The following is a 22,509-nucleotide window of genomic DNA, read 5'->3' on the forward strand; positions in this document are numbered from 1 at the left end:
GTACCGATGAGTTCAGACTGATGAAAACCGGACAATCTGAATTGATGAAATCCGGACAACCTTCAATGACGTTGACATTACCGGCTACCGCTACCAGGCGTGCCCGCTGACGCTGCTCATTGCCCTCAGCATCGAAGTAGACCACCGCCGTTACTCTGCCACGTTCATCATGTTCAATTCGTGCCACATGGGACTCGGGGCGAAGCTCTAGGTGACCAGTGGCGATGCCCTCAGGCAACTCGGTGTAGAGGGTCGACCACTTAGCTCCAGTTTTGCATCCCTGAAAGCAAAACCCCCTCTGCTGGCAGGCAGCGCGACCAGCACGTGGCGCGCTGTTGATAGCCATATGCCCAGTGTTACATGAGTAGCCCAGCATCTTGGCGCCGTTGTACATCACCTTGAAGTTATTATTTCCAGGCAGTCCCTTGTTGTCGTTGGTGCGCGTTACGCCCATTCGTCGTTCGGCGCGGTCGTAGTAGGGAGCCAATTCATTGTAGGTAAGGGGCCAATCGAGTAGGTTGGCGCCCGCCACCTTTCCATAGGTTGAAAGGGCAGCAAACTCGTGAGGCTGAAAGCGTAAGCTTGCACCTGCCCAGTGTACGGTAGTCCCGCCTACCGCCTTAACGATCCACGCTGGCAGGTTGGGGAAGTCATTCGCGATTCTCCAGCTACCTGAAGTAGTGCGCGTATCAAGCCAGGCAAGCTGAGCAAAGGAGGCCCACTCATCGGCCAAGAAATCAGCTGTGGTATGCAAAGCACCAGCTTCCAGCACCACCACGTCAATGCCCTGTTGGGCCAGCTCATTAGCCAGGGTACCACCGCCAGCACCCGAACCTACTACCACGACAACACTGGCATCGTCATGAGCGAAGGTCTTCTGGTTGTCAGTCATTGCCATCTTGGCATCTCCATAAGCATCATTGTTCTGGTCGACGATGATCGCGTCTACGTCAAGCCGTGGGCTCCTCAAAGGGCAGGTAGCCACCCTGAGGCTGGGGTGGGTCGGGTAGCCAGGTAAGGTCGTTGAAGCCCTTGCTTAGATAGCCACCGTCACCCTCGGCACCTTCATAGCCGAAGTGGGCGAAAGCTAAGGGGTTGTCATAGAGCGAAACCACGGCATCACCGCGGATAGCTTCAAAGAAGGGCGTACCAGCCATGGCGGTAAGATGATCAAGCCGAGAGGCACCATCCAGTGCTAACCAGTCACCACCGGCAGATTTTTCGAGCTCTGCGATACCGTTACTAAGTGTGTTGAGCAAGTTATTATCACTAGCTTTTCGATCAAGGCTCTTCACTACGTAGGCATAAACAGCATCCTCTAAACCCGAGTGTGGGAAAATCTGCTTGACAACCCCCAGTAAAACATCTCCTTGATGTGTGCTAAGTGTCTCGAGTGGCATGGCCCAGCTGCGCGAGGGGGCCAATAGAGCAATAGGTCCGCTGGCAAAGGCCAGAGTACCGGCCAGAACACCACCGCTCGCTTTGAGAAAGACGCGGCGTGATAGAGTGGGTGAACTCATAGCTGACCTCTCGTAATCAAAGCTCAATACCAAAGCAGTATTGTGCCGATATCAAATTTTGTAGGGGGACCACCTGGAGCAGGAAGCTGACTTGAGACTAAACGTAGGAAGCATCCATCGGGTAACAGCGGACTACTACATCTACGAAAGTCTAATGCTAAAGTGCTGTCTTCGGCGGCAATGTCAGTGAATCGCAAGCACAATTCACCTTCAGCCTGCAGACACACTTTTCAGAGAGAGAACATATGTGCCACGTCTATGCATCAACCGATCCATGGCGTTATGAATGCACCACACGGTCGGTGCGCTTGCAGGGCAGCGTGACCAGTATCCGTTTGGAAAACGAGTTCTGGGAAATTCTCGACCAGCTAGCCCAAGACCAGCGACTATCTACTGGTCAATTTATCAGTGAGCTGTATGGAGAGGTCATAGCAACCAAAGGCACAGTACCAAATCTCGCTTCCATGCTGCGCGTAGCCTGTGCCGTACATCTACACATCCGCGCTGAACCTGCTGCACACAGAGCATGAAATCTGAGCTATTTACCAAACGGGTTGTCAATCACACGGGACCCGACAATTAGGAACTCGAGCGCCATCCGCGACTGCTGCCGCTGCCCTTCTTCGCCTGGCGCCTCGCCGCTATCCTGCTCTCCCCACTTCCCTCACCGCCCCTGACGCGGGACCAGGTACTGCTGATGCAGCGCGACAACCTCGCCGCCCCGGACGCCGGAAGCTTCGCCGACCTCGGCATCATGTCGCGCACGCTGCATGACAGCCTGCCGCGCTGCCTGGCGAGCCAGGGGTAGCACCGCCTCCCCTGATTTGCGCCTTGCGCCCGGCATCGTGCAACCGGCCCACCTCCACTTGATAAGCATCGAGAGGCAACCTCTTACCACTCCCCCTACTGGCAATGAAACGACCAGATTAAAATACATCAGCAGAAAAAGTTGCTATCAGGGATGAAAAATGAAGAATGCACGCCCGAACCCATCGCAACACAGGTGACCTTCATGGAATTCTTCAACCGGCTGGTAGGTGGCGGCAATGGCCTGCTGTGGGGCAGCGTACTGATCTACCTGCTGATCGGTGCCGGCCTCTACTTCACCGTCATGACCCGCGGCATCCAGTTCCGCTACTTCGGCCATATGTTCAAGCTGCTGCGCCACTCACGCCAGGGCAATGGCGGCATCTCCTCCTTCCAGGCGCTCTCCACCAGCCTCGCGGCTAGGGTGGGTACCGGCAATCTGGCCGGGGTGGCCGTAGCCATCTACTTCGGCGGGCCCGGGGCGATCTTCTGGATGTGGATCACGGCACTGGTCGGCATGGCCACCAGCTTCGTGGAGTCCACCCTGGCCCAGGCCTACAAGGTCGACCACGGTGACCAGACCTTCCGCGGCGGCCCCGCTCGCTATATCGAACGGGGGCTCGGCCTGCGTTGGCTGGCCGTTGCCTTCTCGATCTGCCTGGTCATCGCCTTCGGCCTGGCCTTCAACAGCGTGCAGGCCAACTCCATCGCTCAGGCGATGCAGGAGGCCTACGCCGTGCCCACCTGGGTCATGGGGCTGATACTGGTGGCGGTCGTCGCGCCGATCATCTTCGGCGGGCTCAAGTCCATCGCCCGGGTCGCCGAGCTGGTGGTGCCGCTGATGGCGCTGCTTTACCTGCTGCTGGCGCTAAGCGTGGTGCTGCTCAATATCGATGACCTGCCCGCCGCACTGAGCACCATTATCAGAAGCGCCTTCGGCCTCGAGCAGGCCGCCGGTGGCGCAGTGGGCTATGCGGTAGCGCAGGCGATTATGAACGGCATCAAGCGCGGCCTGTTCTCCAATGAGGCGGGCATGGGCTCGGCCCCCAACGCCGCGGCCACCGCCACCACTCACCCCAACCACCCCGCTGCCCAGGGCTTCATCCAGATGCTCGGCGTCTTCCTCGACACCCTGGTGATCTGTACCGCCACCGCGGCGATCATCATCATGGCGGGACCCGAGCTGCTGGCCGGCGACGAGGCCAACGGCATCCAGCTCACCCAGATGGCGCTCTCCCAGCATGTGGGCGAATGGGGCGGACAGTTCATCGCCATCGCCATTCTGCTGTTCGCCTTCACCTCGGTTATCGCCAACTACTCCTACGGCGAGTCCAACGTGGAGTACCTGGCCGGGCACCGCCGCGCGCCGCTGGCCATCCTGATCTATCGTCTGGCGGTACTGTGCATGGTGATGATCGGCTCCCTGGCAAGCCTGGGGACCATCTGGAGCTTGGCCGACCTCTCCATGGGGATGATGGCGCTGATCAACCTGGTCGCCATCCTGCTGCTCTCGCCGGTGGCATTTGCGCTGTTCAAGGATTACGAGCGCCAGCTCAAGGCCGGCGAGGAGCCCTCCTTCGACCCTGGCCGTTTCCCCAGGCTGGCCGACAAGGTCGACCCCAAGGCCTGGCCCCGGCGCTGATACTGCGTTGGCAGGACACATGAACGCTTGACTAGCCGACAACGCCACGCCTTGACGTGGCGTTGTCGTTTTCTCCCGCCGATCAAAGACCTACCCCAAACAGCGCCTGGGCAAGATGGCCGGTCAGGAAGGCCAATCCCGCCGCCGCGCCACCCATCAGCAGGGTACGCACGCCGGAGGTCAGCATCGGCTGATGATAGACGAGGCTCTTGCCCATGCCGATCAGGAAGAACATCAGCCCGGCGAGCGCGAGGCTGGAGAGAAACTGCACATTGACCGTCAGGCCGGGCACGGCGTAGGGCAGAAGCGGCACCGCCCCCACCACCAGAAAGGCAGCGAAGGTGACCAGCCCCGAGCGCAGGGGACTCAGGCCCTCGATCTGCAGGCCATGCTCCTCGCGCAGCATGGTCTCCACCCACAGCTCACGGTCGCTGCAGATGGTCTCGACCACCCGCTCGAGGGTCTCGCCGGCAAACCCCTTGGCGATGAAGATCTGGCGGATCTCCTCGCGCTCCCCCTCGGGAATCACATCGATATGATGGTGCTCATCGCGGCGCACCCCGTCGACATGCTCGCGCTGTGCCTTGATCGCCTCATAGTTGCTGATCGCCATGCTGAAGCCATCGGCCAACAGGTTGGCGAACCCCAGCACCAGGGCCACGGTGGCCGAGAAGCCGGCCCCGAAGGCACCGGACACCACGGCGAAGGTCGTCACACAACCGTCGATGCCACCCAGGATGGCGTCGGGCAGGCTCTGTCCGGCATTGCCTCCCTGCAGCCGGCGGCGAATGGCCTCCGGATGGTGCTCCGCCTCCAGATCGCTACGCTTGTGCCCTTGCATCCGGACTCCTTCCCACCGGTTGATGACATCGCCCCCCGCCTGAGAGGACCAGTGACGAGGCGTGGCCCCCTGCAGGGCCTGGCTGGCTCCATGATAAGCTTGGGGGAACATCCATAAGGTAGCCACTGCCGGCACGCCTGGCCTATATCACGAAGCCCCGGACACCAGGGGCACCGGCCGTGTCACCCGGCACACAAGGAGAAGTAACGAATGAGCTCTACCCCCTGGACCGCCCCCATGCCCGACGAGCAGTTTGAGCTGATGCGCGAGATTCTCGCCGCCCCGAGCCCCGTGGGGCTCGAAGGAGCCATGACCTACGGCGTGCTCAAGCCCCACTTCGATAGCTTCGCTCCCGAAGGCTGGCGGCTGCACCAGTTCAAGGGGCACGCCAGCGTGGTGCTGGACACCCACCCCGGGCGCGACGATCTGTTCAAGGTGATGATCATCGGGCACGCCGACAAGATCCGCATGCAGGTTCGCTCCATCGGCGAGGACGGCAAGATCTGGATCAACAGTGACTCCTTCCTGCCCAATGTGCTGGTCGGCCACGAGGTGACCCTGTTCAGCGAGGACCCCGAGGCGCCGGGCAGCTACCGTCGTATCCAGGGTGGCACCGTGGAGGCGCTGGGCGCCATTCACTTCTCCGACCCCGCCCAACGCAGTGGCGACAAGGGCATCAAGAAGGAGCAGCTCTACCTCGACCTGCAGATCCATGGCGACAACAAGAAGCAGCAGGTTGAGAACCTGGGCGTGCGCCCCGGCGATGCCATCCTGCTGGAGCGCCCCATCCGTCACGGCTTCAGCCCGGATACCTTCTACGGCGCCTACCTCGACAACGGCCTGGGCTGTTTCGTCACCGCCGAGGTGGCACGCCTGATCGCCGAGGCGGGAGGCACCGAGAAGGTCAGGGTGATGTTCGCCATCGCCAGCTATGAGGAGATCGGCCGCTTCGGCAGCCGGGTGCTCGCCGGCGAGCTCGAGCCCGACGCCATCATCGCCGTGGACGTCAACCACGACTACGTGGCCGCCCCCGGCATCGGCGACCGCCGAATGCAGCCACTGGAGATGGGCAAGGGCTTCACCATGTCGGTGGGCTCCATCGCCAGCGAACAGCTCAATCGCATCATCGAGAGCACCGCCCGGGAACACGCCATCCCCATGCAGCGCGATATCGTCGGCGTCGACACCGGTACCGACGGCATGGCCGGCGTGCTCGCCGCGGTGGATTGCGCGGCCACCTCGATCGGCTTCCCGATTCGCAACATGCATACCATCTCCGAGACCGGCAATACCCGGGATGTGACAGCGGCGATCCACGCGATCACTCGCAGCCTCCAGGCGCTGGACGCCCTGCCCGATCCGCATCGCGAGTTCCTCGACAACCACCCGCGCCTCGACACGGCCAGCCCGCTTACCCACCGCGGCGGTGACAAGCCCGAGAGCACGCAAGAGAACCAGGAAGGCTGATCACGAGGGACGGCCCGCGACGCCCCGAATGCCTGGCATTCGGGGCGCTATCGTCTGTGGCATCGACCATGCCGCCGAGGAATGATGCAGCGCCGACATGGGAGGTAACACAACGGAATCGGGGTTCGCTCTCATTTCCGACAGGCAAGGGCTATGATGCCCTCACAGTCACCAGTCAGTGAGAGCGACATGCACGCCTTTCTCGTCGATGTCTTTGCCATTCATCCCCGCGGTCAGGAGCAGCATCTCGGTGGCGGCATCTTCCATGCGGCCACCTCCGATGAGGCCGAGGAGCTGGCCACCCAGGAGTTCTGGCAATCCCGCCTGACCGACCAGGGTTACGATATCGGCTTCCGCACCGACCAGCCTGACACCGGCTGGAAGGTCATGAGCCTGGAGAGTCTGCAGGCCTTCATGCCGCGTCAGGCCTACGCCTGATACGCGACACGCCTGGAACGCTTCAGAGCAACGCCAAGGCTTGTTATCCGCGCCGCCCCTCGGGGCGGCGCTTGCGTTGGCGCCCCTCGCTACCTCCGTTCCAGCAGCCGGGCCAGAGCCTCGGCCAGCACCGGCGCCATGTCGATGGCATTGCTCGGATGAGCGATGCAGTCGGTACTCCATACCTGGCCCACCCCGGCCGCACGAATCACCGCCAGGGCATCCTCGGCGAACAGAGCATGGGTCAGGGCCACATCCACCGAGTCCGCGCCGGCCGCCAACAGCGCCTCGGCAGCACGGGCCACCGTATGCCCTGAGCTGGCCACGTCATCCATCAGCACCACCTCGCGTCCCGCCACGGGGATGTCGGGCAGTTGAATCGACACCTCGCGGTCACCGTGTCGCACCTTGCGACACACGCCATGCTCACCGCCGGTGACCTCGGCCGCCCTGGCCACCCACTGCCCCGCCTCCTCATCGGGCCCCAGCAGCAGCGCTGCGGGGCGCCTTTCGGCGACCAGCTCGGCCAGCCGCGGGGCGCCGGACAGGGCCAGCGCATGCTCGAGGGGGATCGCTTGCTCAAGCCGCTCGATACGATGCAGGTGGGGGTCCACCGTGATCACCCCATCAAACAGCTCCGCCAGAAAGCCTCCCACGATGGTCTGGCTGACGATCTCGCCGGGATGGAAGGCGATATCCTGGCGCATATAGGCGAGATAGGGCGCCACCAGCAGCAGGCGTCCCACGCCCTGGCGGCGGGCGTGGCGCGCCAGCAGCAGCAGCTCCACCAGCTTGTCATTGGGCCTGTCCAGGCTGCGGTAGATCACCAGTGTCTCGGGAAAGGCGCCCTTCTCGGCGAAAGGCAGGGTCAGCTTGAGCTCGTCATCGGGGAAGCGGTGGCGGTCGACGGCTAGCGCCTGCAAACCGGAGGCAGCGGCCAGGCGGCGCGCCGCGGCGGCTTCGTCGGCGAAGTGGAGCAGCATGGCTCGGCGATCTGGGCTCACGGGGTCACATCTCCACATTCAGTTGGGGCAGCTCGTCATGCTCTCCCAGGGTGATGCCGCTATCGCGCTCGCTGGACTGATGGGCCAGCGAGAGTTCGTTGCGATAGGCGGCATAGACGGTATAGAAAGGCTGGCCTGGCCTGACCACATCACCGAGTCGCACGGCCAGGTCGATGCCTGCCCCGGTGGCCTTGGGTGCCCCGGCCAGCCGGGCGACACGCGCCAGCTTGAGGTTATCGATGGCGACCACCACGCCGCCCCGGGGCGCCGCCACCTCGAAGCGATGCCTCGCCAGCGGCGGGTTATCGGGATCGAAGGCCTTCACTCCCTGAGCCTCGATGATCGCCTGCATCTTGTCCAGGGCACGCCCCGAATCGAGAATATCCCGGGCGATCGCGAAGCCATCACCGCCGCGCACATCGGGGTCGAACTCGAGCATCCGACCGGCCAGCCGCAGCGCCTTCTGGCGCAGCTCCATGGGGGCGTCCGGATGATTGGTCAGTACCCGCATCACATCGCGAGCCTCTAGCATGGGACCGATGCCACGGCCGATCGGCTGGCTGCCATCGGTGATCACCACCTCCAGGGTCAGCCCCATGCGTCCGGCCACGAACTCGAACAGCTTGCGCAGTCGCCGGGCCTCGGGCATCGACCGCACCTTGGCATGGGGACCAACGGGAATATCCAGCAGCAGATGGGTGGAGCCGGCGGACACCTTCTTGGAGAGAATCGAGGCCACCATCTGGCCCGGCGAGTCGATGGAGAGCGGGCGCTCCACCGAGATCAACACATCATCGGCCGGCGAGAGCTGGCTGCTGCCTCCCCAGGCCACACAACCACGATGGCGACGCACGATCTCCCCCAGGGTGTCGAAGGGCAGGTCGACAGTGGCCAGCACCTCCATGGTATCGGCGGTGCCCGAGGGCGAGGTGATGGCCCGCGACGAGGTCTTGGGACAGAGCAGCCCATGGGCGGCGACGATGGGCACCACCAGCATCGAGGTCCGGTTGCCGGGGATACCGCCGATGCAGTGCTTGTCGGCCACCGGCTGCTCGTGCCAGTCGAGGCGGCGTCCGACCCGACACATGGCGTCACTGAGGTAGAAGATCTCCTCGCGATCCAGCTCGCCCAGATCACAGGCCACCACGAAGGCGGTCAGCTCGATCTTCGAGTAACGTAGCCCGGCGATATCCTGAATAATCGCCCGGTAGTCGTCGCGGGTGAGACGCTCGCCGCGAATCTTGCCATGCAGGGCGGGAATCGACGCCGGTGGCTCCGCCTGGGAGACGCTTACCGGCCGCCCCTCCTCCAGGCCCAGCGAGGCGAAGGCATCCTCGGAGAGCCCCAGCTGCTGGCAGTCGACGATGCCGGGGTCATCGACCACGTTGAGGCTGGCGAGGATACAGCGACCATCGGCGCGCACCTCGACCTTGGAGAGTGCCTGGAAGCCCTCGGCGCGATAACGGTGGCACTCGCGGTGCAGATAGGCCACATGCTCGCGATAGGTATCGATGCCGACACGCTTGAGCGCCAGCGGCGAGAGGGTGTCGTCCAGTGGGGACGCCTTGGAGGAGGTCTTCTTCATCGCAACATCTCCAGGCATGGCACTCGAGAAGGCCGGTGGCTCCATCCTAGCAGCCGTTTCGACGAGGCGTCTTGACGATACGCGGGTCTTAACGCCAGCCATCGATCACGCTAGGCTGACGATTACCGACCAGCGGAGTCCAACCGTGTTCGATGCCCACCTGGATGCCGGCCATCTCTGGGCCGTGATCGTGACCCTGATCGTCGTGGTCCTCTGCATCCTGCTCCACTACGAGGTGTCGATGCGGCTCTGGCGTAGCCTTGAGCGTGCCCGCGGCACCCTGCGCCGGCGCTTCCTGATGCTCAGCTTCGTGCTCTTTGCCACCCATGTGACGGAAATCTGGATGTTCGCCGTCGGCATGGTGCTGCTCGCCCAGCACCCTCTGGCCGGTAGCCTCGAGGGGATCGCCACACTGCAGTTTCTCGACTTCGTCTACTTTTCCGCGATCACCTACACCACCCTGGGCTACGGCGACCTTATCCCCACCGGTCCGCTGCGTTTCATCACCGGCAGCGAGGCGCTGCTGGGCTTCATGCTGATCACCTGGTCGGCCTCGCTCACCTTCCTGGAGATGCAGCGTCATTGGTCGGCACGCCGCGAGCGCTGAACCGGCCGTGCCGCCGACGCCGTGGCGGTGTAGGCTCTGCATGATCATGTCCAAGTGAGGAGTGAGGGATGCGTTTCGCGATCATGGGCAGTGGCGGCGTGGGCGGCTACTTCGGCGCACGCCTGGCCGAGGCCGGCCACGAGGTCACCTTCATCGCCCGCGGCGAGCACCTGGCGGCCATGCGCCGCGATGGTCTCAGGGTCTCGAGCATCGAGGGCGACCTGCACCTGTCCCGGGTAAGCGCCACCGATGATCCCCGCGAGGTGGGCCCCGTGGATACGGTTATCGTGGCGGTCAAGGCGTGGCAGGTCATGGAGGCCGCCGAAATGGTTCGCCCCCTGGTGGGCCCCGAGACCCTGGTGGTGCCGCTGGAGAACGGCGTCGAGGCCGCCGATATCCTGACCGAGACGCTGGGCGAGCGGCATGTGCTCGAAGGCCTGTGCGGCATCCTGGCCTGGAAGGCCGCCCCCGGGCACATCAAGCATGCCGGCGTCTCCCCGTTCGTTCGCTTCGGCGAGCGTGACAACCACAAAAGCCAGCGCTGTGAGCGGCTCAAGGCCGCCTTCGATGTGGCCCGCGGCTTCACCGCCGAGATTCCCGACGATATCCAGGCCGCGGTCTGGAGCAAGTTTCTGTTTATCTGCGCCATGAGCGGCATCGGCAGCATCACCCGCGCCCCCATCGGGGTGACTCGCCGCCTGCCCGAGACCCGCGTGATGATCCAGCAGGTCCTGGCCGAGATCGCGGTGGTGGCCCGGGCGCGAGGCATAGCACTGCCTGCGGACGCCGAGGCCCGCGCACTGGGCTTTATCGACGCCCTGCCGGAGGCCAGCACCGCCTCCATGCAGCGCGACATCATGGCCGGCCGCCCCTCCGAGCTGCACTCCCAGAACGGCGCCGTGGTGCGCCTGGGTCGCGAGGCCGGCGTGGCCACCCCGGTCAACGCCCTGATCCACTCGGCCCTGCTGCCCCAGGAGCGCGAGGCCCGGGGGGAGGAGTGACTCGAGACGGGGCCGCCCCTCGCCGCGGCCCGTTTCGAGCTGCCCACCCATCGCGATGCCGATACCCCGCTGATCCGCGAACTGATGGCGGGCTATCGCTGACAACAGCCGACAACAAGGAGCACAAGACCATGTGGCATCAGCAGGAGATTCATCTTCCCGCCCTGGCGCGCGGCTTCCATCTGATCACCGAGCGCATCGTCGAGGCCATGCCAGAGCTGGCCCACTGCCGGGTGGGGCTGCTGCACCTGCAGCTGCAGCACACCTCGGCCTCGCTGACCCTCAACGAGAATGCCGACCCCGATGTGCGCCACGATATGGATGCCTTCCTGCGCCGGCTGGTGCCGGGTGACCTGCCCTACTTCCGCCACACCCTGGAGGGGCCGGACGATATGCCGGCCCACGTCATCGCCAGCCTGCTGGGGACCCAGCTGACCCTGGCGGTGCACGACGGTGGCCTGGCGCTGGGCACCTGGCAGGGTATCTGGCTCGGAGAGCACCGCGACCACGGCGGATCACGACGCCTGATCGTCACCCTCAACGGTGAGGCGTAACGCCGGCGGGACTCAGGGCAAGCGCCCCTGCTTCTCTAGGCGCCGCCTGACCCAGGCATCGTAGAGGCGGCGCAATAACGGCTTGAGCCCCGGCAGGCCGATCAGCCACGCCAGCGGTTTGAGGCGTGGCACTCGCCGCATCAGCAGGATATAGGCGTCGATGCCCTCCACGATGTCCCCGCCCTCCTCCTCCACATGCAGCGAGAGCAGCGCCGCCTGGGGATCGATCCCCTGGTCGCGCAGCATCTGCTGATGCTCGGTCACATCGCACCACACCACCCGATCGCCGGCCTCTCCCGCCCACTGCTCGTAGCGGGCGCGATCCTTGCGGCAGCGCGGACAGATGGCATCGTAGTAGACCTTGAGCAGTGGAAGCTCGGACATGAACATTCTCCTTTATGACCTGGTTCGCCATTGCGGCTCACTCGGCCGCAGGGCCTAACCGAACGCGAGCAGGCCGCAGCATGGCACTCCTTATCAGACACCTTACCAGTAGGCGGGATCGTCGAATGCCGCGACGCATCGCGGCACCCCGGCTAGGGCCATCACCTCGCCGCCATCCAGCGCCTGACCGAGCCAGCCTTCGGGCTGGGACAGCCTGAAGGGCGCCGTCTCCAGGGGCGCAGGTGTAAAGCCAACTCGCGAATAGTAGGCCGGATCCCCGTAGCTGACACTCCCCGCCCTACCGGGCGAGGGTTCCAAGGTCGCCCTCAGAACCTTCCTGCTTCGACACGCCTTCACTAGACGGCGGCTAGGCCGCCGTCCCCGCTCCAGTCGCTCCACAGGCTAACCCCGCCAGCCCGGCGGTTCGGATATTGTTGGCCGCATTGATATCGCGATCGATGGCGCCTCCGCAGCCTGCGCAATGCCAGCGACGCTGTGACAGCGGCAGCTTCTCGACCCGGTGACCACAGCCATGGCATACCTTGCTACTAGGCAGCCACCGGCTCACTTTCACCAGTTGCCGCCCGGCCCACTCCGCCTTGTACTCAAGCTGGCGGACAAACTCTCCCCAGCCGGCATCACTGATGGCCTTGGCCAGGAGGCGGTTCTTGACCATACCGGCAGTATTCAGCGACTCGACACACAGCACTTGGTTTTCGTTGACCAGCGTGCGGGTCGCCTTGTGAATGGCGTCGCGGCGGCAGTCCGCGATCTTGGCATGCAGCCGTGCCACCTTGTGTCGCGCCTTGGTGCGGTTCTTCGACCCCTTCTGTTTCCTGACCAGACGGCGCTGGTGATAGGCCAACTTGGCTTCATAGCGCTTGAGGTGGCGCAGGTTACCGGATTTGTGGCCATCGCTGGTGATAAACAGATCGGTCAGGCCCAGATCGATGCCCACGGTCTTCGGTGAGACCGGCAGCGCCTCGGGCGTGAACTCGCATAGGCAGCTGATGAAGTAGCGCCCCGCACGGTCGCGCGAGAGGGTGATACTCGAGGGCGCACAGGGCAGCGGACGACTCCAGCGGATCGGCAGCGGTTCCGTTGCCTTGGCGATAGTGATCTCGCCATCCCGATAGCGAAAGGCGGCTCGGGTCAGCCGGATCGACTGTCGGCGATCCTTGCGTTTGAAGCGCGGATAACGTGCGTTGAGTTTGGAATTGAAGAAGTTGTCGAACGCGGCTTTCTGATCCCGCAACGTCTGCTGCAGGATCACACTAGACACGTCCTTCAACCAGAGATACTCGGCTTTGAGGGCGACTAGCCGCTTTTCCGCCGCTGAATGTGATATCGACTGCCCGTGGATCTGATACGCCTCGGTGCGGTAGGCCAATGTATTGTTCCAGACAAAACGCGCGCAGCCGAACGACTGCGCCAATAGCTCAGCCTGCTCGGGGGTGGGATAGAACCGCTCTTTATAGGCACGCTTTGTCATACTGGAAAAATATCAGTTGTCGCCAACCCTATCAACACAGGCACCGCGAAGCGATGCGCGCTTGTATCACCGCCCGAGTGGGCGATGCTTTACGCGCTGGTTTGGTAAAGATTCGCGTCGCGCCTATCGGCTTCAGCCGCTCGAGGCCATAGCGGATCAGGCGCTGCCCGATGCCCCGGCCTTGGTGATCGGGGTGCACGGCCACCGGTGACAGCAGGAAGGCCGTAACCGGGGGATCGAACGTCAGCCGCGAGAAGAAGATGCCGGCCATGATCCGGCCCTGCTCCATGGCCACGAAGCCCAGGACATCCTCGGGGGCACTATCGGCCATCAGCTTGCGCACCAGGCCCGCAACCTGCTCGCCTTCTGCCCGTCCCTCGGCAGCGGAAAAGGTGCGAGAAAACAGCGCCTGAATCTCCGTCGCCTGGTGCGCCTTATACTCTACCAACGGCATGGCCTGGTTACCTCTTGGGTCGACGATGGTCAGACCAGCCTATGGGAAGTGATTGGCCAAGTCTTCATCGTGGTGGCCGGTATGGCTGCTATCGGCCAAAAGCGGACATCATGCCCGGGCGAGTCATCACCCGGGCAGTCGCTATCACCTTGCGACGTTACAGCGTCATGTATGGCTGGGCTTCTCCGGCGCGAAACTGGTAGACATTCCAGTCATCCTGCTTCGGTCCCGGCATACCCGGTGTGCCGATGGGCATGCCCGCAAGGCCGATGCCATCGGTATCGGGCTGCTCTTCGAAGAGCCTTTCCACCGCCGCGAAGGGCACGTGTCCCTCGATGACATACTCACCCATCTCGATGGTATGGCAGGAGCCCAGTCCGTAGGGCAGTCCGACTCGCTCCTTGACCTGACCGATCGGGACGTCGTCGACGATGGCGACCTCGACGCCGAGCGCCTCAAGCTGGCGGGCATACTCATCGCAGCAGCCACACTGGGGGTTCTTGTAGAGCGTCGCCGCATCGGGCAAGGCCGCCTGGGCGGTGCCGGCACCGATCAGCAGTGCAGAGGAGACAAGCAGAGTGGGGACAAGGCGTTTCATGAGCGATCCTCCCGGGAACGACGAGACGTGAAGAGATACTTGACGAGGGCAGCGATGCCGAGGCCGAGCAGAAGCATGACGCTCAGAGGCATCAGCCAGCCCATCCAGCCCATTGAACCCATCAGGGCAAAGCAATCGTTGGCATACATTGTGTGACTCCTGACGAAAGTGAGGGAGCACCGATAACAAGCCAATATGTCGTTATCGGGAAGTCGAGCGACGTCAGGATCTGGGAGGTTCTCGGGGTGGTGCAGCGATGAACTCGACCACGGCCGGGTCGGCCAGGTCGGCAAGAGCGTCCGGAGGGACGCGGGGGAAAGCCGGCGTGGCGGTCAATGCCGCACAGGCGCCGCAATCGGCGTTGGCGTGATCGAGCATCTCGACCTGGAGGGTACCGCAGTCGACGGCGCAGTCATTCATAGACGCATGACCGGGCAGGCTGGCGACCAGCAGCAGAACCACGAGCAGCAGCGCCAACAGGCGTACTCCTCGGAGGTGCAGCAGGCAGCGAACATTGCAGGTCATTTGGTCATCCTCATGGTCGAGTCCCCATTCTGCCTCGGTGGCCGTGTCGTCCAACATGATCCAGGACAAGGGATTCGGCATGGTCTTTATCTGAACCTAGGATGCTACAACCTGCGTGTAACACAAGGGTCAAAGGGTTTCGAGTTCAGTCTCATTTCAGGTTGCTGCGGTATAACCAAGGCTCCCCTGATACGATCAAAGAGGTTACATGATGCGTAAGTCTCTGCTGGCCATCACCCTTGGCCTGGCCGCCACTTCCGCCCTTGCTGGCGGTGAACATGGTGGCTCCCATTCCTCCACGCCTGATGCCGAGATCGACCGCACCATCCAGGTCGAGGCCGGTGACATGTGGTTTGATCCCGAGACACTCGGCATCACCGCTGGAGAGACGGTACGCTTCCAGGTGGTCAACACCGGCAACCTGCAGCATGAGTTCGTGATCGGCGATGCCGAGGCCCAGGAGGCGCACCGCGAGATGATGCGGACCATGGGAGACAGTGGTCATGGCGATGGCCACGACGGACATGGCGGCCATGACATGGCGGAAGGCGCCCATGGCGGCGAGATGCCGGCGGTGACCATCGCGCCCGGCGAGACCGCGGAGCTGGTGTGGACCGCACCCGTCGACGTGGAATCGCTCGTCTACGCCTGCAACATCCCGGGCCACTACGAGTCCGGCATGTATGGGGAGATCCAGCTAGGCAAGTGAGCCTGACGCATGAAACTCTTGCTGCTCGAAGATGACGACCTGCTGGCCGAAAGCCTCGCCGAATCCCTCAAGGACAACGGTTACCGGGTCGATTTGGCCGCGTCCCTGAGAGACGCCGAGGCGCTCTCGACCACCGAGACGTACGCGCTGGCGATCATGGACCTGGGCCTTCCCGATGGCTCGGGTCTCGACCTGCTCAGGCGGTGGCGCCAGTCGGGCCGGGACCTGCCGGTGCTGATCCTGACGGCTCGGGACACCTGGGAAGACAAGGTCGTCGGGCTCGAAGGCGGCGCGGATGACTACTTGACCAAACCCTTCCACGAAGCCGAGCTTGTCGCCCGGGTCAAGGCGCTGTTACGCCGCCAGTCGGGGCGACTCTCCCATCAGTTGACGCTGGGTGGCGTTGCCCTGGACGAGGCCAACCAGTGCGTCCGAGTGGCCGATGGTACCTGGCACCCCCTGACAGGCACCGAGTTCGTGCTGCTGCGCTACTTCATGCACCATCCGGGACGGGTGCTCTCCAAGGAGCACCTGCTCAACCAGCTCTACGCCCTGGAGCAGGACGCCGCGGCCCCCAACCTCATCGAGGTCTATATCGCGCGGCTACGCCGCTACCTGGGCAAATCAAGCATCCAGACCCGTCGCGGCCAGGGCTATGTCTTCGTTGCGGATTGACCGACGCAGCCTGCGTATCCGCTTGCTGGCCTGGCTGTCGGGTATCGCCCTGCTGGTCACCGGGCTGACCTGGCTGCTGCACGGGATCCTGCTCAACGACCTGGCGCGGGACTTCCTGGGGGAACGGCTCGAACGCGAGGCCGATCACGCCATCGAGCAGCTGCGCCGCGATCATCTGGCCACCGCGCGGGTCCTGGACTCCGCCAGTCGCGGCTTCGCGATTTTCCACCACCTCTATGTGTTGCGCCTGGGCGATGAGGTCTCGGCCTCCCATCCGCGTTGGAAGGAGGCACTGCGACCACTGCTGGACAGTGGCGAGTCGCTGGCCGAGGTGCGTGAGGCGGGTCAGCACCTGCTGGTCTTTCGCCAGCCCTTCACCCTCGACAATCAACCCGGGGTGCTGCTGATAGGGGAGGATTTCTCCCGAGTGGAGGCGGGACTGCACCGCCTGCACTGGTGGGTCGGCGGCATCGCCGCCAGCCTGCTGCTCCTGCTGGGGGTGCTCAACCTGCTAGCCGTCAGCCGAGGGATGGTGCCGCTGTCGCGGCTGCGCGACCAGCTCGGCGAGCTGCAGGCCGGCAGGCGCGATCGTCTCTCTCTGGACGTCCCCTCCGAACTCGACAGTCTGGTCGGGCAGCTTAACCGCTTCATGGACGAGATCGATGCTCGCCTGCAGCGCTCCCGTGAGTCGGTCGCCAACCTCTCCCACGCGCTGAAGACACCCCTGGCCGCGGTCATTCAGGTGCTGCGGGGCTCGCGCCCCATCGATGCCACGCGTCGCCAACGCCTGGTGGAACGCCTGGAGGAGATTCACGCCCAGCTCGATGTTGAACTTCGACGCTCGCGCATCGCGGGGCCCAATGTCGGGCGCCTTGCCGATCCATACCGCGACGCCAGCAGACTGATCGAGATGTTCCGGACCCTTTACCCGGCCAAGCGCTTCACCCTGGAGGTAGCCGAAGGCACCGGACAGCGCATTCACATCGAGTCTCAGGACCTGTCAGAGATGATCGGTATCGTGCTGGACAACGCCGGCAAATGGGCCAACCAAGAGGTTCACTGCGAGATAGTGATGGAGGAGGGTCTCGTCCTGCGTGTCGAGGATGATGGGCCCGGCGTGCCGGACGACGACGTGGCCTGCCTGGGGGAACGCGGGTGGCGCCTGGACGAGTCACACCCCGGCTATGGGCTGGGCCTGTCGATCCTGAACCAGCTCTTGAAACGCTATGGCGGGAATGTCCAGTTCGGACACAGTCCCCTGGGCGGTCTGAGCGTGGAAATTCACGTGCCCTTTGCAAAGGATGCGCCGTAACCTGGCATTTTCAGGCGTGATTCAGCTTGCCCCGTCATGATGTCGCCTTCTGACATCGACGGGAGTCACAGATGGCACGTTCCAGCGTAATCACGCACCCGCTGTCGCGCCGACGGCTGCTCAAGGGGGGTGCCGCCCTAGGCATCGGCTCGGCAGCCGCCCTTGGCCTACGCCCTGCCTGGGCCGATCCATGGGGGCAGACCAATACCTACGCCAAGGGGATCGAGGAAGGCCCGGAGGTGGCGCTGGCCATCCGTCGCGCGTCGCTTGAGATCGATGGTCAGGCGGCGCGGCCCTACACCATCAACGGCGAGAGCCCCGGGCCGATGATCCGCCTCAAGGAGGGCCAAGATGCCGTACTCAGGGTGACCAACCTGCTCGATGAGCCGACGTCCATCCACTGGCATGGCCTGATCCTGCCGCCCGACCAGGATGGCGTTCCCGGCGTCAGCTTCGCCGGCATCGCCCCCGGTGAGACCTTCACCTACCGCTTCCCGGTACGCCAGAACGGTACCTACTGGTACCACAGTCACTCCGGCCTTCAGGAGCAGCTCGGCCATGCCGGGCCACTGATCATCGACGCCGCCGAGCGCGAACCCTTCCGCTATGATCGCGAGCACGTGCTGCTGCTCACCGACTGGACCTTCGAGGATCCCATGGCGGTGTTCCGCAACCTCAAGACCGCCGAGGGGTACTACAACTTCCAGGAACGCACTATCGGCGACTTCTTCGCCGACGTGCGCGAGAAGGGCTTTGCGGCGACGGCGGAGATGCGCGGCATGTGGGCCAAGATGCGCATGAGCTCACGCGACATCGCCGACGTCACCGGCAGCACCTACACCTACCTGCTCAATGGCCACTCTCCCGAGGAGAACTGGACGGCGCTGTTCAAGGCCGGCGAACGGATCCGCCTTCGGGTCATCAATGGCTCGGCAATGTCCTACTTCGACGTACGCATCCCAGGGCTCAAGATGACCGTGGTGGCCGCCGACGGTCAGCCGGTGCAGCCGGTCCCGGTGGACGAGTTCCGCATCGGGGTGGCCGAGACCTACGACGTGCTGGTCGCCCCCGAGGACGACACCGCCTATACGATCTTCGCCGAATCGATGGATCGCAGCGGCTATGCCCGCGCGACCCTGGCACCGCGGGAGGGCATGGCCGCGGAGATCCCCGAGCGTCGCAGGATCGCCGACCGCGGCATGGAGGCCATGGGTGCCCATGGCATGGACCACTCCAGCATGTCCGACAGTGACATGGAGGGCATGGATCATTCCAACATGTCCGGCGATGACAGGGAGGGCATGGATCATTCCGAGATGGACCATGGCGGCAGCATGGCGAGGGAATCCGCCAAGACCCGCGGGAACGGCATGCTGGCGGCGGGAGAGGCCCAGCCGGGCTCGCGCTATGACCAGGCCGGCATCGGCATCGATCCCAACGCACGCCGCACCCTGGTCTACCGCGACCTCAAGGCCTTCACCCCCTGGCCCGACCGCCGTGAACCCGGCCGCGAGCTGGAGCTACACCTCACCGGCAACATGGAACGTTACATGTGGTCCTTCGACGGCAAGACGTTCAGCGAGGTAACGGGCCCCATTCACTTCGAGAAGGACGAGCGGCTGCGCCTGATCCTGGTCAACGACACCATGATGGAACACCCCATCCACCTTCACGGCATGTGGATGGAGCTGGAGAACGGCCAGGGCGAGCTGATCCCGCGCAAGCACACCCTGAACATCAAGCCCGGCGAGCGCGTCTCGGCGTTGATCACCGCTGATGCCGAGGGCAGCTGGGCCTTCCACTGCCACCTGCTCTATCACATGGACGCCGGCATGTTCCGGGTCGTCAAGGTCGCGTAAGGAGACGCCATGAATACCAGAATCCCGATGATCGCGGCCGGTGCCCTGCTGGCCACGCTCCCGCTCACCATCGCCCTGGCCGAGGACGGCTATGATGCGCCGGCGGACTGGCCCGCCCCCATGGCCAAGCACAACATGGCCATGGCGCTGTTCGACCGACTTGAATATGCCGTGCCCGACAAGGGTCATGAGGAGCTGGTCTGGGACTTCCAGGCCTGGTACGGCGGGGACGTCAACCGGGTCTATGTGAAGTCCGAGGGCGAAAATGTCCAGGGCGATGGCGAGGATGCCGAGTTCGAATCCCTGGAGCTGCTCTACAGCCGGCTGATCGCCGATTTCTGGGAGCTGCAGGGCGGTATCGGTTACCAGGGTGGGGTCTTCTCCGATGATCACGCCGAACGTGGCTATGGGGTGATCGGCCTGCAGGGCGTGATGCCCTGCGGCATCGAGACCGACGTGGCGTTTCAGGTCAGCGACGAAGGTGACGTCTCGGCCAGTTTCGAGGGCGAGTACGACCTGCGCCTGACCCAGCGGCTTTACCTGCAGCCGCGTACCGAGATCGCCGTGGCCGCCAGTGAGGCCGAAGCGTTTGGCGTCGGCGAGGGACTCAACTCGCTGCGCGTCGGCATGCGCCTGGGCTACGAGGTGACGCGCCGCCTTGCGCCCTATGTCGGTGCCTACTGGCAGAAGCAGTACGGCGATACCGCCGACATCGCCCGCCACCATGGAGATCCCACCGAAGATACCGGCATCGTCGCCGGGGCCAGGCTGATGTTCTGAGCCATGAATCGGTCTCGCGATCGACGCCACCGCCAGGTGGCGTCGTCGCCTTTGGCGATCAGAGCCCGGGTTGATCCGTGTCAATCGTCTCGGCCATGGCGTTCAGCCTGGATTCAGACAGCGTCGCCACACTGGCGGTAACAGGAACCGTTGCCGGGCAACCGGCGATGGTCAGACACATCACAGGAGCGACGCATGATCCCCTACCCCCAGATCGATCCGGTGGCACTGTCGGTGGGCCCACTGAGCATCCACTGGTATGGGCTGATGTACGTGGTGGGGCTGGCCGCAGCCTGGTGGCTGGGCAGACGACGTGCCCACCGGCTCGGCCTCACCCATGACGATATCGGCGACCTGATCTTCTATGGCGCGGTGGGGATCATCCTCGGCGGTCGACTGGGGTATGTGCTCTTCTACGGCCTCGATCAGTTGGCGGCCGATCCGCTCTGGTTGTTCAGGCTCTGGGAAGGCGGGATGAGCTTTCACGGTGGTCTTGCCGGCGTGCTGGTCGCCGCCTGGTGGTTTGCCCGCCGCCATCGCCTGGCCTTCCTCCAGCTGACCGACTTCATCGCACCGCTGGTGCCGATTGGCCTGGGCGCCGGGCGGCTGGGCAACTTCATCAACCATGAGTTGCCAGGACGCGTGAGCGACGTTCCCTGGGCGATGGTCTTCCCCTCCATGATGGGGCTCAGTTCGCAGCCACGCCACCCATCGGCCCTCTACGAGTTTGCCCTGGAGGGCGTGGTGCTGTTCGTCGTGCTGTGGTGGGTCTCCGCCCGACCACGCCGGCGCGGCACCGTCTCGGGACTCTTCCTGGTGCTCTACGGCGTCTTTCGCTTCGCGGTCGAGTTCGCACGCCTGCCCGACCCCCAACTGGGCTTCATCGCCTTCGACTGGCTCACCATGGGGCAGCTGCTCTCCCTGCCCATGATGGTGGCGGGACTGCTCCTGTTGATCGCGCCCCAGCGTCGAGGCCCGATCGATGCCGTCGCCAGCACCGGCCGGCCATCGACGTAGCGTCGCTTCGATTCCTTTCACAACCCAAGCCACCGTGAGAACGCCATGGAGAAGAGAGCACAACGCCGCCTGATGATGGTCTGGCTGCCGCTGGGGGGCATCCTCGCCGTGGGCGGCTACCTGCTGGTGACCGGCCAGCGATTACATCCTTACCAGGCGTTGCCGCTGCTGCTGCTCGCCTGCCCGCTGATGCATCTCTTCCTCCATCGCCACCACGGTGGCCAGCAGGATCATGGCGACGATGACTGACTATTCGCTAGCAGAGAAGGGAGGTTGACCATGTCACATCACGACCATCGCCCTGGCGTGTCACAAGCGTCCCTGGTCACTCGCTCGCTGAAGGTAACGTCCGAGGCGTCAAGGTATATCGCGGCGGCAGTGACCGAGATCGACGCGCTGTCCGGCCTCGACGGCGTGACCTACGATCCGCAGCACCACAAGCTCCACCTGGCCTACGATGCCAAGCGGCTGTGTATCGACGATATCGAGGCGGTATTGGCACGGCATGGCGTGGACATCGGCGCCGGACGTTGGAACCGGATCAAGGAGGACTACTACCGCTTCATCGACCAGAACGTGAAGGACAATGCCAAGCAGAAACCCTGGAGCTGTCATTGAGCTCGGGGCTGGCGAGTCATTGCCACAGAGCTCGGCATGAAGGCTGACCGACCGCCTGGACGATGGTTCCTGTGGCCAGAATGGCATGTGGCACTGTTCACGTTCCTGCTCAACGTGCCCTGGGAGTTCCTGCAGGTGCCCCTATACCAGGACATGCCCTCGATGCCTCACTGGACCGCAGTGAAAGCCTGCATGCAGGCAGCGGCCGGTGATGCGCTGATAGGTCTGGTCGCCTACTGGGTAGTGGCTCTATGGCGACGTCGCCGTGGCTGGCTGTGGCGCTATGGGCTCAAGGAGTGCGCCGCCTTCGTACTGGCAGGACTGGTCATCACGGTAGGCTTGGAGTGGTACGCCACCGCCATCGCCCAGCGCTGGAGCTACGCGCCGGTGATGCCCACCCTGCCATGGCTGGGTACCGGCCTCACCCCACTGCTGCAGTGGCTGCTGCTCCCGCCGCTCTTCCTGTGGATCGCTTCACGCCACCTCGCCGGTACTGCGGCCCTCCAGACACGTGGAAATTGACCCTTGGGTAACACAAGGGTTCTAAGATAAAGCAAACCCGTTGCATCTGGCACAGCACGCCTGGCAGTTCGATGCCTCACTCGCCCATATCGACACGC

The 22,509-nt window shown here is 63.9% G+C and carries 28 protein-coding genes; 16 read left to right on the forward strand and 12 right to left on the reverse strand.

Going from position 1 to position 22,509, the window contains the following annotated elements; all coding sequences use genetic code 11:
* Positions 1-898, reverse strand: an 898-nt coding sequence (locus tag Q0894_RS05865) for a GMC family oxidoreductase N-terminal domain-containing protein (RefSeq protein WP_299232359.1), incomplete at its 3' end; no start/stop codon positions are given.
* Positions 899-950: 52 nt separating this feature from the next.
* Positions 951-1,520, reverse strand: a complete 570-nt coding sequence (locus tag Q0894_RS05870; protein ID WP_299232361.1) for a twin-arginine translocation signal domain-containing protein — start codon at positions 1,518-1,520, stop codon at positions 951-953.
* A 245-nt stretch (positions 1,521-1,765) separates the two neighbouring features.
* On the opposite strand from Q0894_RS05870, the gene Q0894_RS05875 reads away from it, so the two are divergent.
* Both Q0894_RS05875 and Q0894_RS05880 read left to right on the forward strand, forming a co-directional pair.
* Positions 1,766-2,050, forward strand: coding sequence for a ribbon-helix-helix domain-containing protein (locus tag Q0894_RS05875; protein ID WP_161422443.1), 285 nt, complete (start codon positions 1,766-1,768; stop codon positions 2,048-2,050).
* Positions 2,051-2,532: 482 nt separating this feature from the next.
* On the forward strand, positions 2,533-3,969 hold the full coding sequence (locus tag Q0894_RS05880) for a sodium:alanine symporter family protein (RefSeq protein ID WP_299232366.1): 1,437 nt from the start codon (positions 2,533-2,535) through the stop codon (positions 3,967-3,969).
* A gap of 82 nt (positions 3,970-4,051) precedes the next feature.
* On the opposite strand, the gene Q0894_RS05885 is transcribed toward Q0894_RS05880, so the two are convergent.
* Entirely contained in the window at positions 4,052-4,810 is a 759-nt protein-coding gene (locus Q0894_RS05885; protein WP_299232368.1) for a VIT1/CCC1 transporter family protein, read from the reverse strand.
* A gap of 210 nt (positions 4,811-5,020) precedes the next feature.
* Between Q0894_RS05885 and Q0894_RS05890 the strand changes: the two genes are divergently transcribed.
* Positions 5,021-6,277 carry a M20/M25/M40 family metallo-hydrolase gene (locus Q0894_RS05890; RefSeq protein ID WP_132045105.1) on the forward strand — a complete coding sequence of 419 codons (1,257 nt, stop codon included), beginning with the start codon at positions 5,021-5,023 and terminating at the stop codon, positions 6,275-6,277.
* A gap of 189 nt (positions 6,278-6,466) precedes the next feature.
* On the forward strand, positions 6,467-6,715 hold the full coding sequence (locus Q0894_RS05895; RefSeq protein ID WP_132045107.1) for a hypothetical protein: 249 nt from the start codon (positions 6,467-6,469) through the stop codon (positions 6,713-6,715).
* An 89-nt stretch (positions 6,716-6,804) separates the two neighbouring features.
* Here Q0894_RS05895 and Q0894_RS05900 read toward each other — a convergent pair whose 3' ends face one another.
* Positions 6,805-7,719: a ribose-phosphate diphosphokinase gene (locus Q0894_RS05900; RefSeq protein ID WP_299232372.1), complete on the reverse strand. Its 915-nt coding sequence runs from the start codon at positions 7,717-7,719 to the stop codon at positions 6,805-6,807.
* 4 nt (positions 7,720-7,723) lie between these two features.
* The gene (locus Q0894_RS05905; RefSeq protein WP_299232374.1) at positions 7,724-9,304 is read right to left on the reverse strand and encodes a thymidine phosphorylase family protein; all 1,581 of its coding nucleotides are present in this window, start codon (positions 9,302-9,304) and stop codon (positions 7,724-7,726) included.
* A gap of 145 nt (positions 9,305-9,449) precedes the next feature.
* On the opposite strand from Q0894_RS05905, the gene Q0894_RS05910 reads away from it, so the two are divergent.
* The 3 genes from Q0894_RS05910 to Q0894_RS05920 all read left to right on the forward strand — a co-directional run bounded on the left by Q0894_RS05910 (position 9,450) and on the right by Q0894_RS05920 (position 11,466).
* Complete coding sequence (locus Q0894_RS05910) at positions 9,450-9,911, forward strand: potassium channel family protein (RefSeq protein WP_240721773.1); 462 nt, start codon at positions 9,450-9,452, stop codon at positions 9,909-9,911.
* 68 nt (positions 9,912-9,979) lie between these two features.
* Positions 9,980-10,912, forward strand: a complete 933-nt coding sequence (locus tag Q0894_RS05915; RefSeq protein ID WP_299232378.1) for a 2-dehydropantoate 2-reductase — start codon at positions 9,980-9,982, stop codon at positions 10,910-10,912.
* Positions 10,913-11,043: 131 nt separating this feature from the next.
* Entirely contained in the window at positions 11,044-11,466 is a 423-nt protein-coding gene (locus tag Q0894_RS05920) for a secondary thiamine-phosphate synthase enzyme YjbQ (protein ID WP_299232380.1), read from the forward strand.
* A 12-nt stretch (positions 11,467-11,478) separates the two neighbouring features.
* Here the strand turns inward: Q0894_RS05920 and Q0894_RS05925 are convergent, their stop codons facing one another.
* From Q0894_RS05925 to Q0894_RS05955, 7 genes are all read right to left on the reverse strand, one after another.
* The gene (locus Q0894_RS05925; protein WP_299232382.1) at positions 11,479-11,850 is read right to left on the reverse strand and encodes a DUF393 domain-containing protein; all 372 of its coding nucleotides are present in this window, start codon (positions 11,848-11,850) and stop codon (positions 11,479-11,481) included.
* Between the two features lie 102 nt (positions 11,851-11,952).
* On the reverse strand, positions 11,953-12,168 hold the full coding sequence (locus Q0894_RS05930) for a hypothetical protein (protein WP_299232383.1): 216 nt from the start codon (positions 12,166-12,168) through the stop codon (positions 11,953-11,955).
* Positions 12,169-12,217: 49 nt separating this feature from the next.
* Positions 12,218-13,342, reverse strand: a complete 1,125-nt coding sequence (locus Q0894_RS05935; RefSeq protein ID WP_299232384.1) for an RNA-guided endonuclease TnpB family protein — start codon at positions 13,340-13,342, stop codon at positions 12,218-12,220.
* A gap of 31 nt (positions 13,343-13,373) precedes the next feature.
* Positions 13,374-13,796 (reverse strand): GNAT family N-acetyltransferase, encoded by a 423-nt coding sequence (locus Q0894_RS05940; protein WP_299232386.1) that lies wholly within the window; start codon positions 13,794-13,796, stop codon positions 13,374-13,376.
* A 157-nt stretch (positions 13,797-13,953) separates the two neighbouring features.
* On the reverse strand, positions 13,954-14,394 hold the full coding sequence (locus tag Q0894_RS05945) for a DUF411 domain-containing protein (protein WP_299232388.1): 441 nt from the start codon (positions 14,392-14,394) through the stop codon (positions 13,954-13,956).
* Complete coding sequence (locus Q0894_RS05950) at positions 14,391-14,543, reverse strand: hypothetical protein (protein ID WP_176760266.1); 153 nt, start codon at positions 14,541-14,543, stop codon at positions 14,391-14,393. The genes Q0894_RS05945 and Q0894_RS05950 overlap by 4 nt, the downstream gene beginning before the upstream one ends.
* A gap of 73 nt (positions 14,544-14,616) precedes the next feature.
* Positions 14,617-14,919: a hypothetical protein gene (locus Q0894_RS05955; RefSeq protein WP_299232390.1), complete on the reverse strand. Its 303-nt coding sequence runs from the start codon at positions 14,917-14,919 to the stop codon at positions 14,617-14,619.
* Between the two features lie 208 nt (positions 14,920-15,127).
* Here Q0894_RS05955 and Q0894_RS05960 point away from each other — a divergent pair, with 208 nt between their 5' ends.
* The 9 genes from Q0894_RS05960 (at position 15,128) to Q0894_RS06000 (ending at position 22,411) form a co-directional block, all read left to right on the forward strand.
* The gene (locus Q0894_RS05960) at positions 15,128-15,628 is read left to right on the forward strand and encodes a plastocyanin/azurin family copper-binding protein (RefSeq protein WP_299232392.1); all 501 of its coding nucleotides are present in this window, start codon (positions 15,128-15,130) and stop codon (positions 15,626-15,628) included.
* A 9-nt stretch (positions 15,629-15,637) separates the two neighbouring features.
* Positions 15,638-16,303: a response regulator transcription factor gene (locus Q0894_RS05965; protein ID WP_152478296.1), complete on the forward strand. Its 666-nt coding sequence runs from the start codon at positions 15,638-15,640 to the stop codon at positions 16,301-16,303.
* Positions 16,284-17,615, forward strand: coding sequence for a sensor histidine kinase (locus Q0894_RS05970; RefSeq protein WP_299232395.1), 1,332 nt, complete (start codon positions 16,284-16,286; stop codon positions 17,613-17,615). Before Q0894_RS05965 ends, Q0894_RS05970 begins: the two co-directional genes overlap by 20 nt.
* 71 nt (positions 17,616-17,686) lie before the next feature.
* A complete protein-coding gene (locus Q0894_RS05975) occupies positions 17,687-19,474 on the forward strand; it encodes a copper resistance system multicopper oxidase (RefSeq protein WP_299232397.1) in 1,788 nt (595 codons plus the stop codon).
* Positions 19,475-19,483: 9 nt separating this feature from the next.
* Positions 19,484-20,254: a copper resistance protein B gene (locus tag Q0894_RS05980; RefSeq protein ID WP_299232398.1), complete on the forward strand. Its 771-nt coding sequence runs from the start codon at positions 19,484-19,486 to the stop codon at positions 20,252-20,254.
* A gap of 195 nt (positions 20,255-20,449) precedes the next feature.
* The gene (lgt, locus tag Q0894_RS05985; RefSeq protein WP_299232399.1) at positions 20,450-21,271 is read left to right on the forward strand and encodes a prolipoprotein diacylglyceryl transferase; all 822 of its coding nucleotides are present in this window, start codon (positions 20,450-20,452) and stop codon (positions 21,269-21,271) included.
* A gap of 45 nt (positions 21,272-21,316) precedes the next feature.
* Positions 21,317-21,520, forward strand: coding sequence for a DUF2933 domain-containing protein (locus Q0894_RS05990; protein ID WP_152478292.1), 204 nt, complete (start codon positions 21,317-21,319; stop codon positions 21,518-21,520).
* Between the two features lie 30 nt (positions 21,521-21,550).
* Positions 21,551-21,889, forward strand: coding sequence for a cation transporter (locus Q0894_RS05995; protein WP_152478291.1), 339 nt, complete (start codon positions 21,551-21,553; stop codon positions 21,887-21,889).
* 87 nt (positions 21,890-21,976) lie between these two features.
* On the forward strand, positions 21,977-22,411 hold the full coding sequence (locus tag Q0894_RS06000; protein ID WP_216647299.1) for a hypothetical protein: 435 nt from the start codon (positions 21,977-21,979) through the stop codon (positions 22,409-22,411).
* Positions 22,412-22,509: the final 98 nt, after the last annotated feature.

It is taken from the genome of uncultured Halomonas sp. (genome assembly GCF_947501415.1).
In the GTDB taxonomy this organism is placed as follows: domain Bacteria; phylum Pseudomonadota; class Gammaproteobacteria; order Pseudomonadales; family Halomonadaceae; genus Halomonas.

Excerpts from the sequence above, each read along its gene's own strand:
- Q0894_RS05870 (WP_299232361.1), bottom strand. The coding sequence starts at position 1,520 with ATGAGTTCACCCACTCTATCACGCCGCGTCTTTCTCAAAGCGAGCGGT.
- Q0894_RS05875 (WP_161422443.1), top strand. The coding sequence starts at position 1,766 with ATGTGCCACGTCTATGCATCAACCGATCCATGGCGTTATGAATGCACC.
- Q0894_RS05880 (WP_299232366.1), top strand. The coding sequence starts at position 2,533 with ATGGAATTCTTCAACCGGCTGGTAGGTGGCGGCAATGGCCTGCTGTGG.
- Q0894_RS05885 (WP_299232368.1), bottom strand. The coding sequence starts at position 4,810 with ATGCAAGGGCACAAGCGTAGCGATCTGGAGGCGGAGCACCATCCGGAG.
- Q0894_RS05890 (WP_132045105.1), top strand. The coding sequence starts at position 5,021 with ATGAGCTCTACCCCCTGGACCGCCCCCATGCCCGACGAGCAGTTTGAG.
- Q0894_RS05895 (WP_132045107.1), top strand. The coding sequence starts at position 6,467 with ATGCACGCCTTTCTCGTCGATGTCTTTGCCATTCATCCCCGCGGTCAG.
- Q0894_RS05905 (WP_299232374.1), bottom strand. The coding sequence starts at position 9,304 with ATGAAGAAGACCTCCTCCAAGGCGTCCCCACTGGACGACACCCTCTCG.
- Q0894_RS05915 (WP_299232378.1), top strand. The coding sequence starts at position 9,980 with ATGCGTTTCGCGATCATGGGCAGTGGCGGCGTGGGCGGCTACTTCGGC.
- Q0894_RS05920 (WP_299232380.1), top strand. The coding sequence starts at position 11,044 with ATGTGGCATCAGCAGGAGATTCATCTTCCCGCCCTGGCGCGCGGCTTC.
- Q0894_RS05925 (WP_299232382.1), bottom strand. The coding sequence starts at position 11,850 with ATGTCCGAGCTTCCACTGCTCAAGGTCTACTACGATGCCATCTGTCCG.
- Q0894_RS05935 (WP_299232384.1), bottom strand. The coding sequence starts at position 13,342 with ATGACAAAGCGTGCCTATAAAGAGCGGTTCTATCCCACCCCCGAGCAG.
- Q0894_RS05940 (WP_299232386.1), bottom strand. The coding sequence starts at position 13,796 with ATGCCGTTGGTAGAGTATAAGGCGCACCAGGCGACGGAGATTCAGGCG.
- Q0894_RS05945 (WP_299232388.1), bottom strand. The coding sequence starts at position 14,394 with ATGAAACGCCTTGTCCCCACTCTGCTTGTCTCCTCTGCACTGCTGATC.
- Q0894_RS05950 (WP_176760266.1), bottom strand. The coding sequence starts at position 14,543 with ATGTATGCCAACGATTGCTTTGCCCTGATGGGTTCAATGGGCTGGATG.
- Q0894_RS05955 (WP_299232390.1), bottom strand. The coding sequence starts at position 14,919 with ATGACCTGCAATGTTCGCTGCCTGCTGCACCTCCGAGGAGTACGCCTG.
- Q0894_RS05960 (WP_299232392.1), top strand. The coding sequence starts at position 15,128 with ATGATGCGTAAGTCTCTGCTGGCCATCACCCTTGGCCTGGCCGCCACT.
- Q0894_RS05965 (WP_152478296.1), top strand. The coding sequence starts at position 15,638 with ATGAAACTCTTGCTGCTCGAAGATGACGACCTGCTGGCCGAAAGCCTC.
- Q0894_RS05970 (WP_299232395.1), top strand. The coding sequence starts at position 16,284 with ATGTCTTCGTTGCGGATTGACCGACGCAGCCTGCGTATCCGCTTGCTG.
- Q0894_RS05975 (WP_299232397.1), top strand. The coding sequence starts at position 17,687 with ATGGCACGTTCCAGCGTAATCACGCACCCGCTGTCGCGCCGACGGCTG.
- Q0894_RS05980 (WP_299232398.1), top strand. The coding sequence starts at position 19,484 with ATGAATACCAGAATCCCGATGATCGCGGCCGGTGCCCTGCTGGCCACG.
- lgt (WP_299232399.1), top strand. The coding sequence starts at position 20,450 with ATGATCCCCTACCCCCAGATCGATCCGGTGGCACTGTCGGTGGGCCCA.
- Q0894_RS05990 (WP_152478292.1), top strand. The coding sequence starts at position 21,317 with ATGGAGAAGAGAGCACAACGCCGCCTGATGATGGTCTGGCTGCCGCTG.
- Q0894_RS05995 (WP_152478291.1), top strand. The coding sequence starts at position 21,551 with ATGTCACATCACGACCATCGCCCTGGCGTGTCACAAGCGTCCCTGGTC.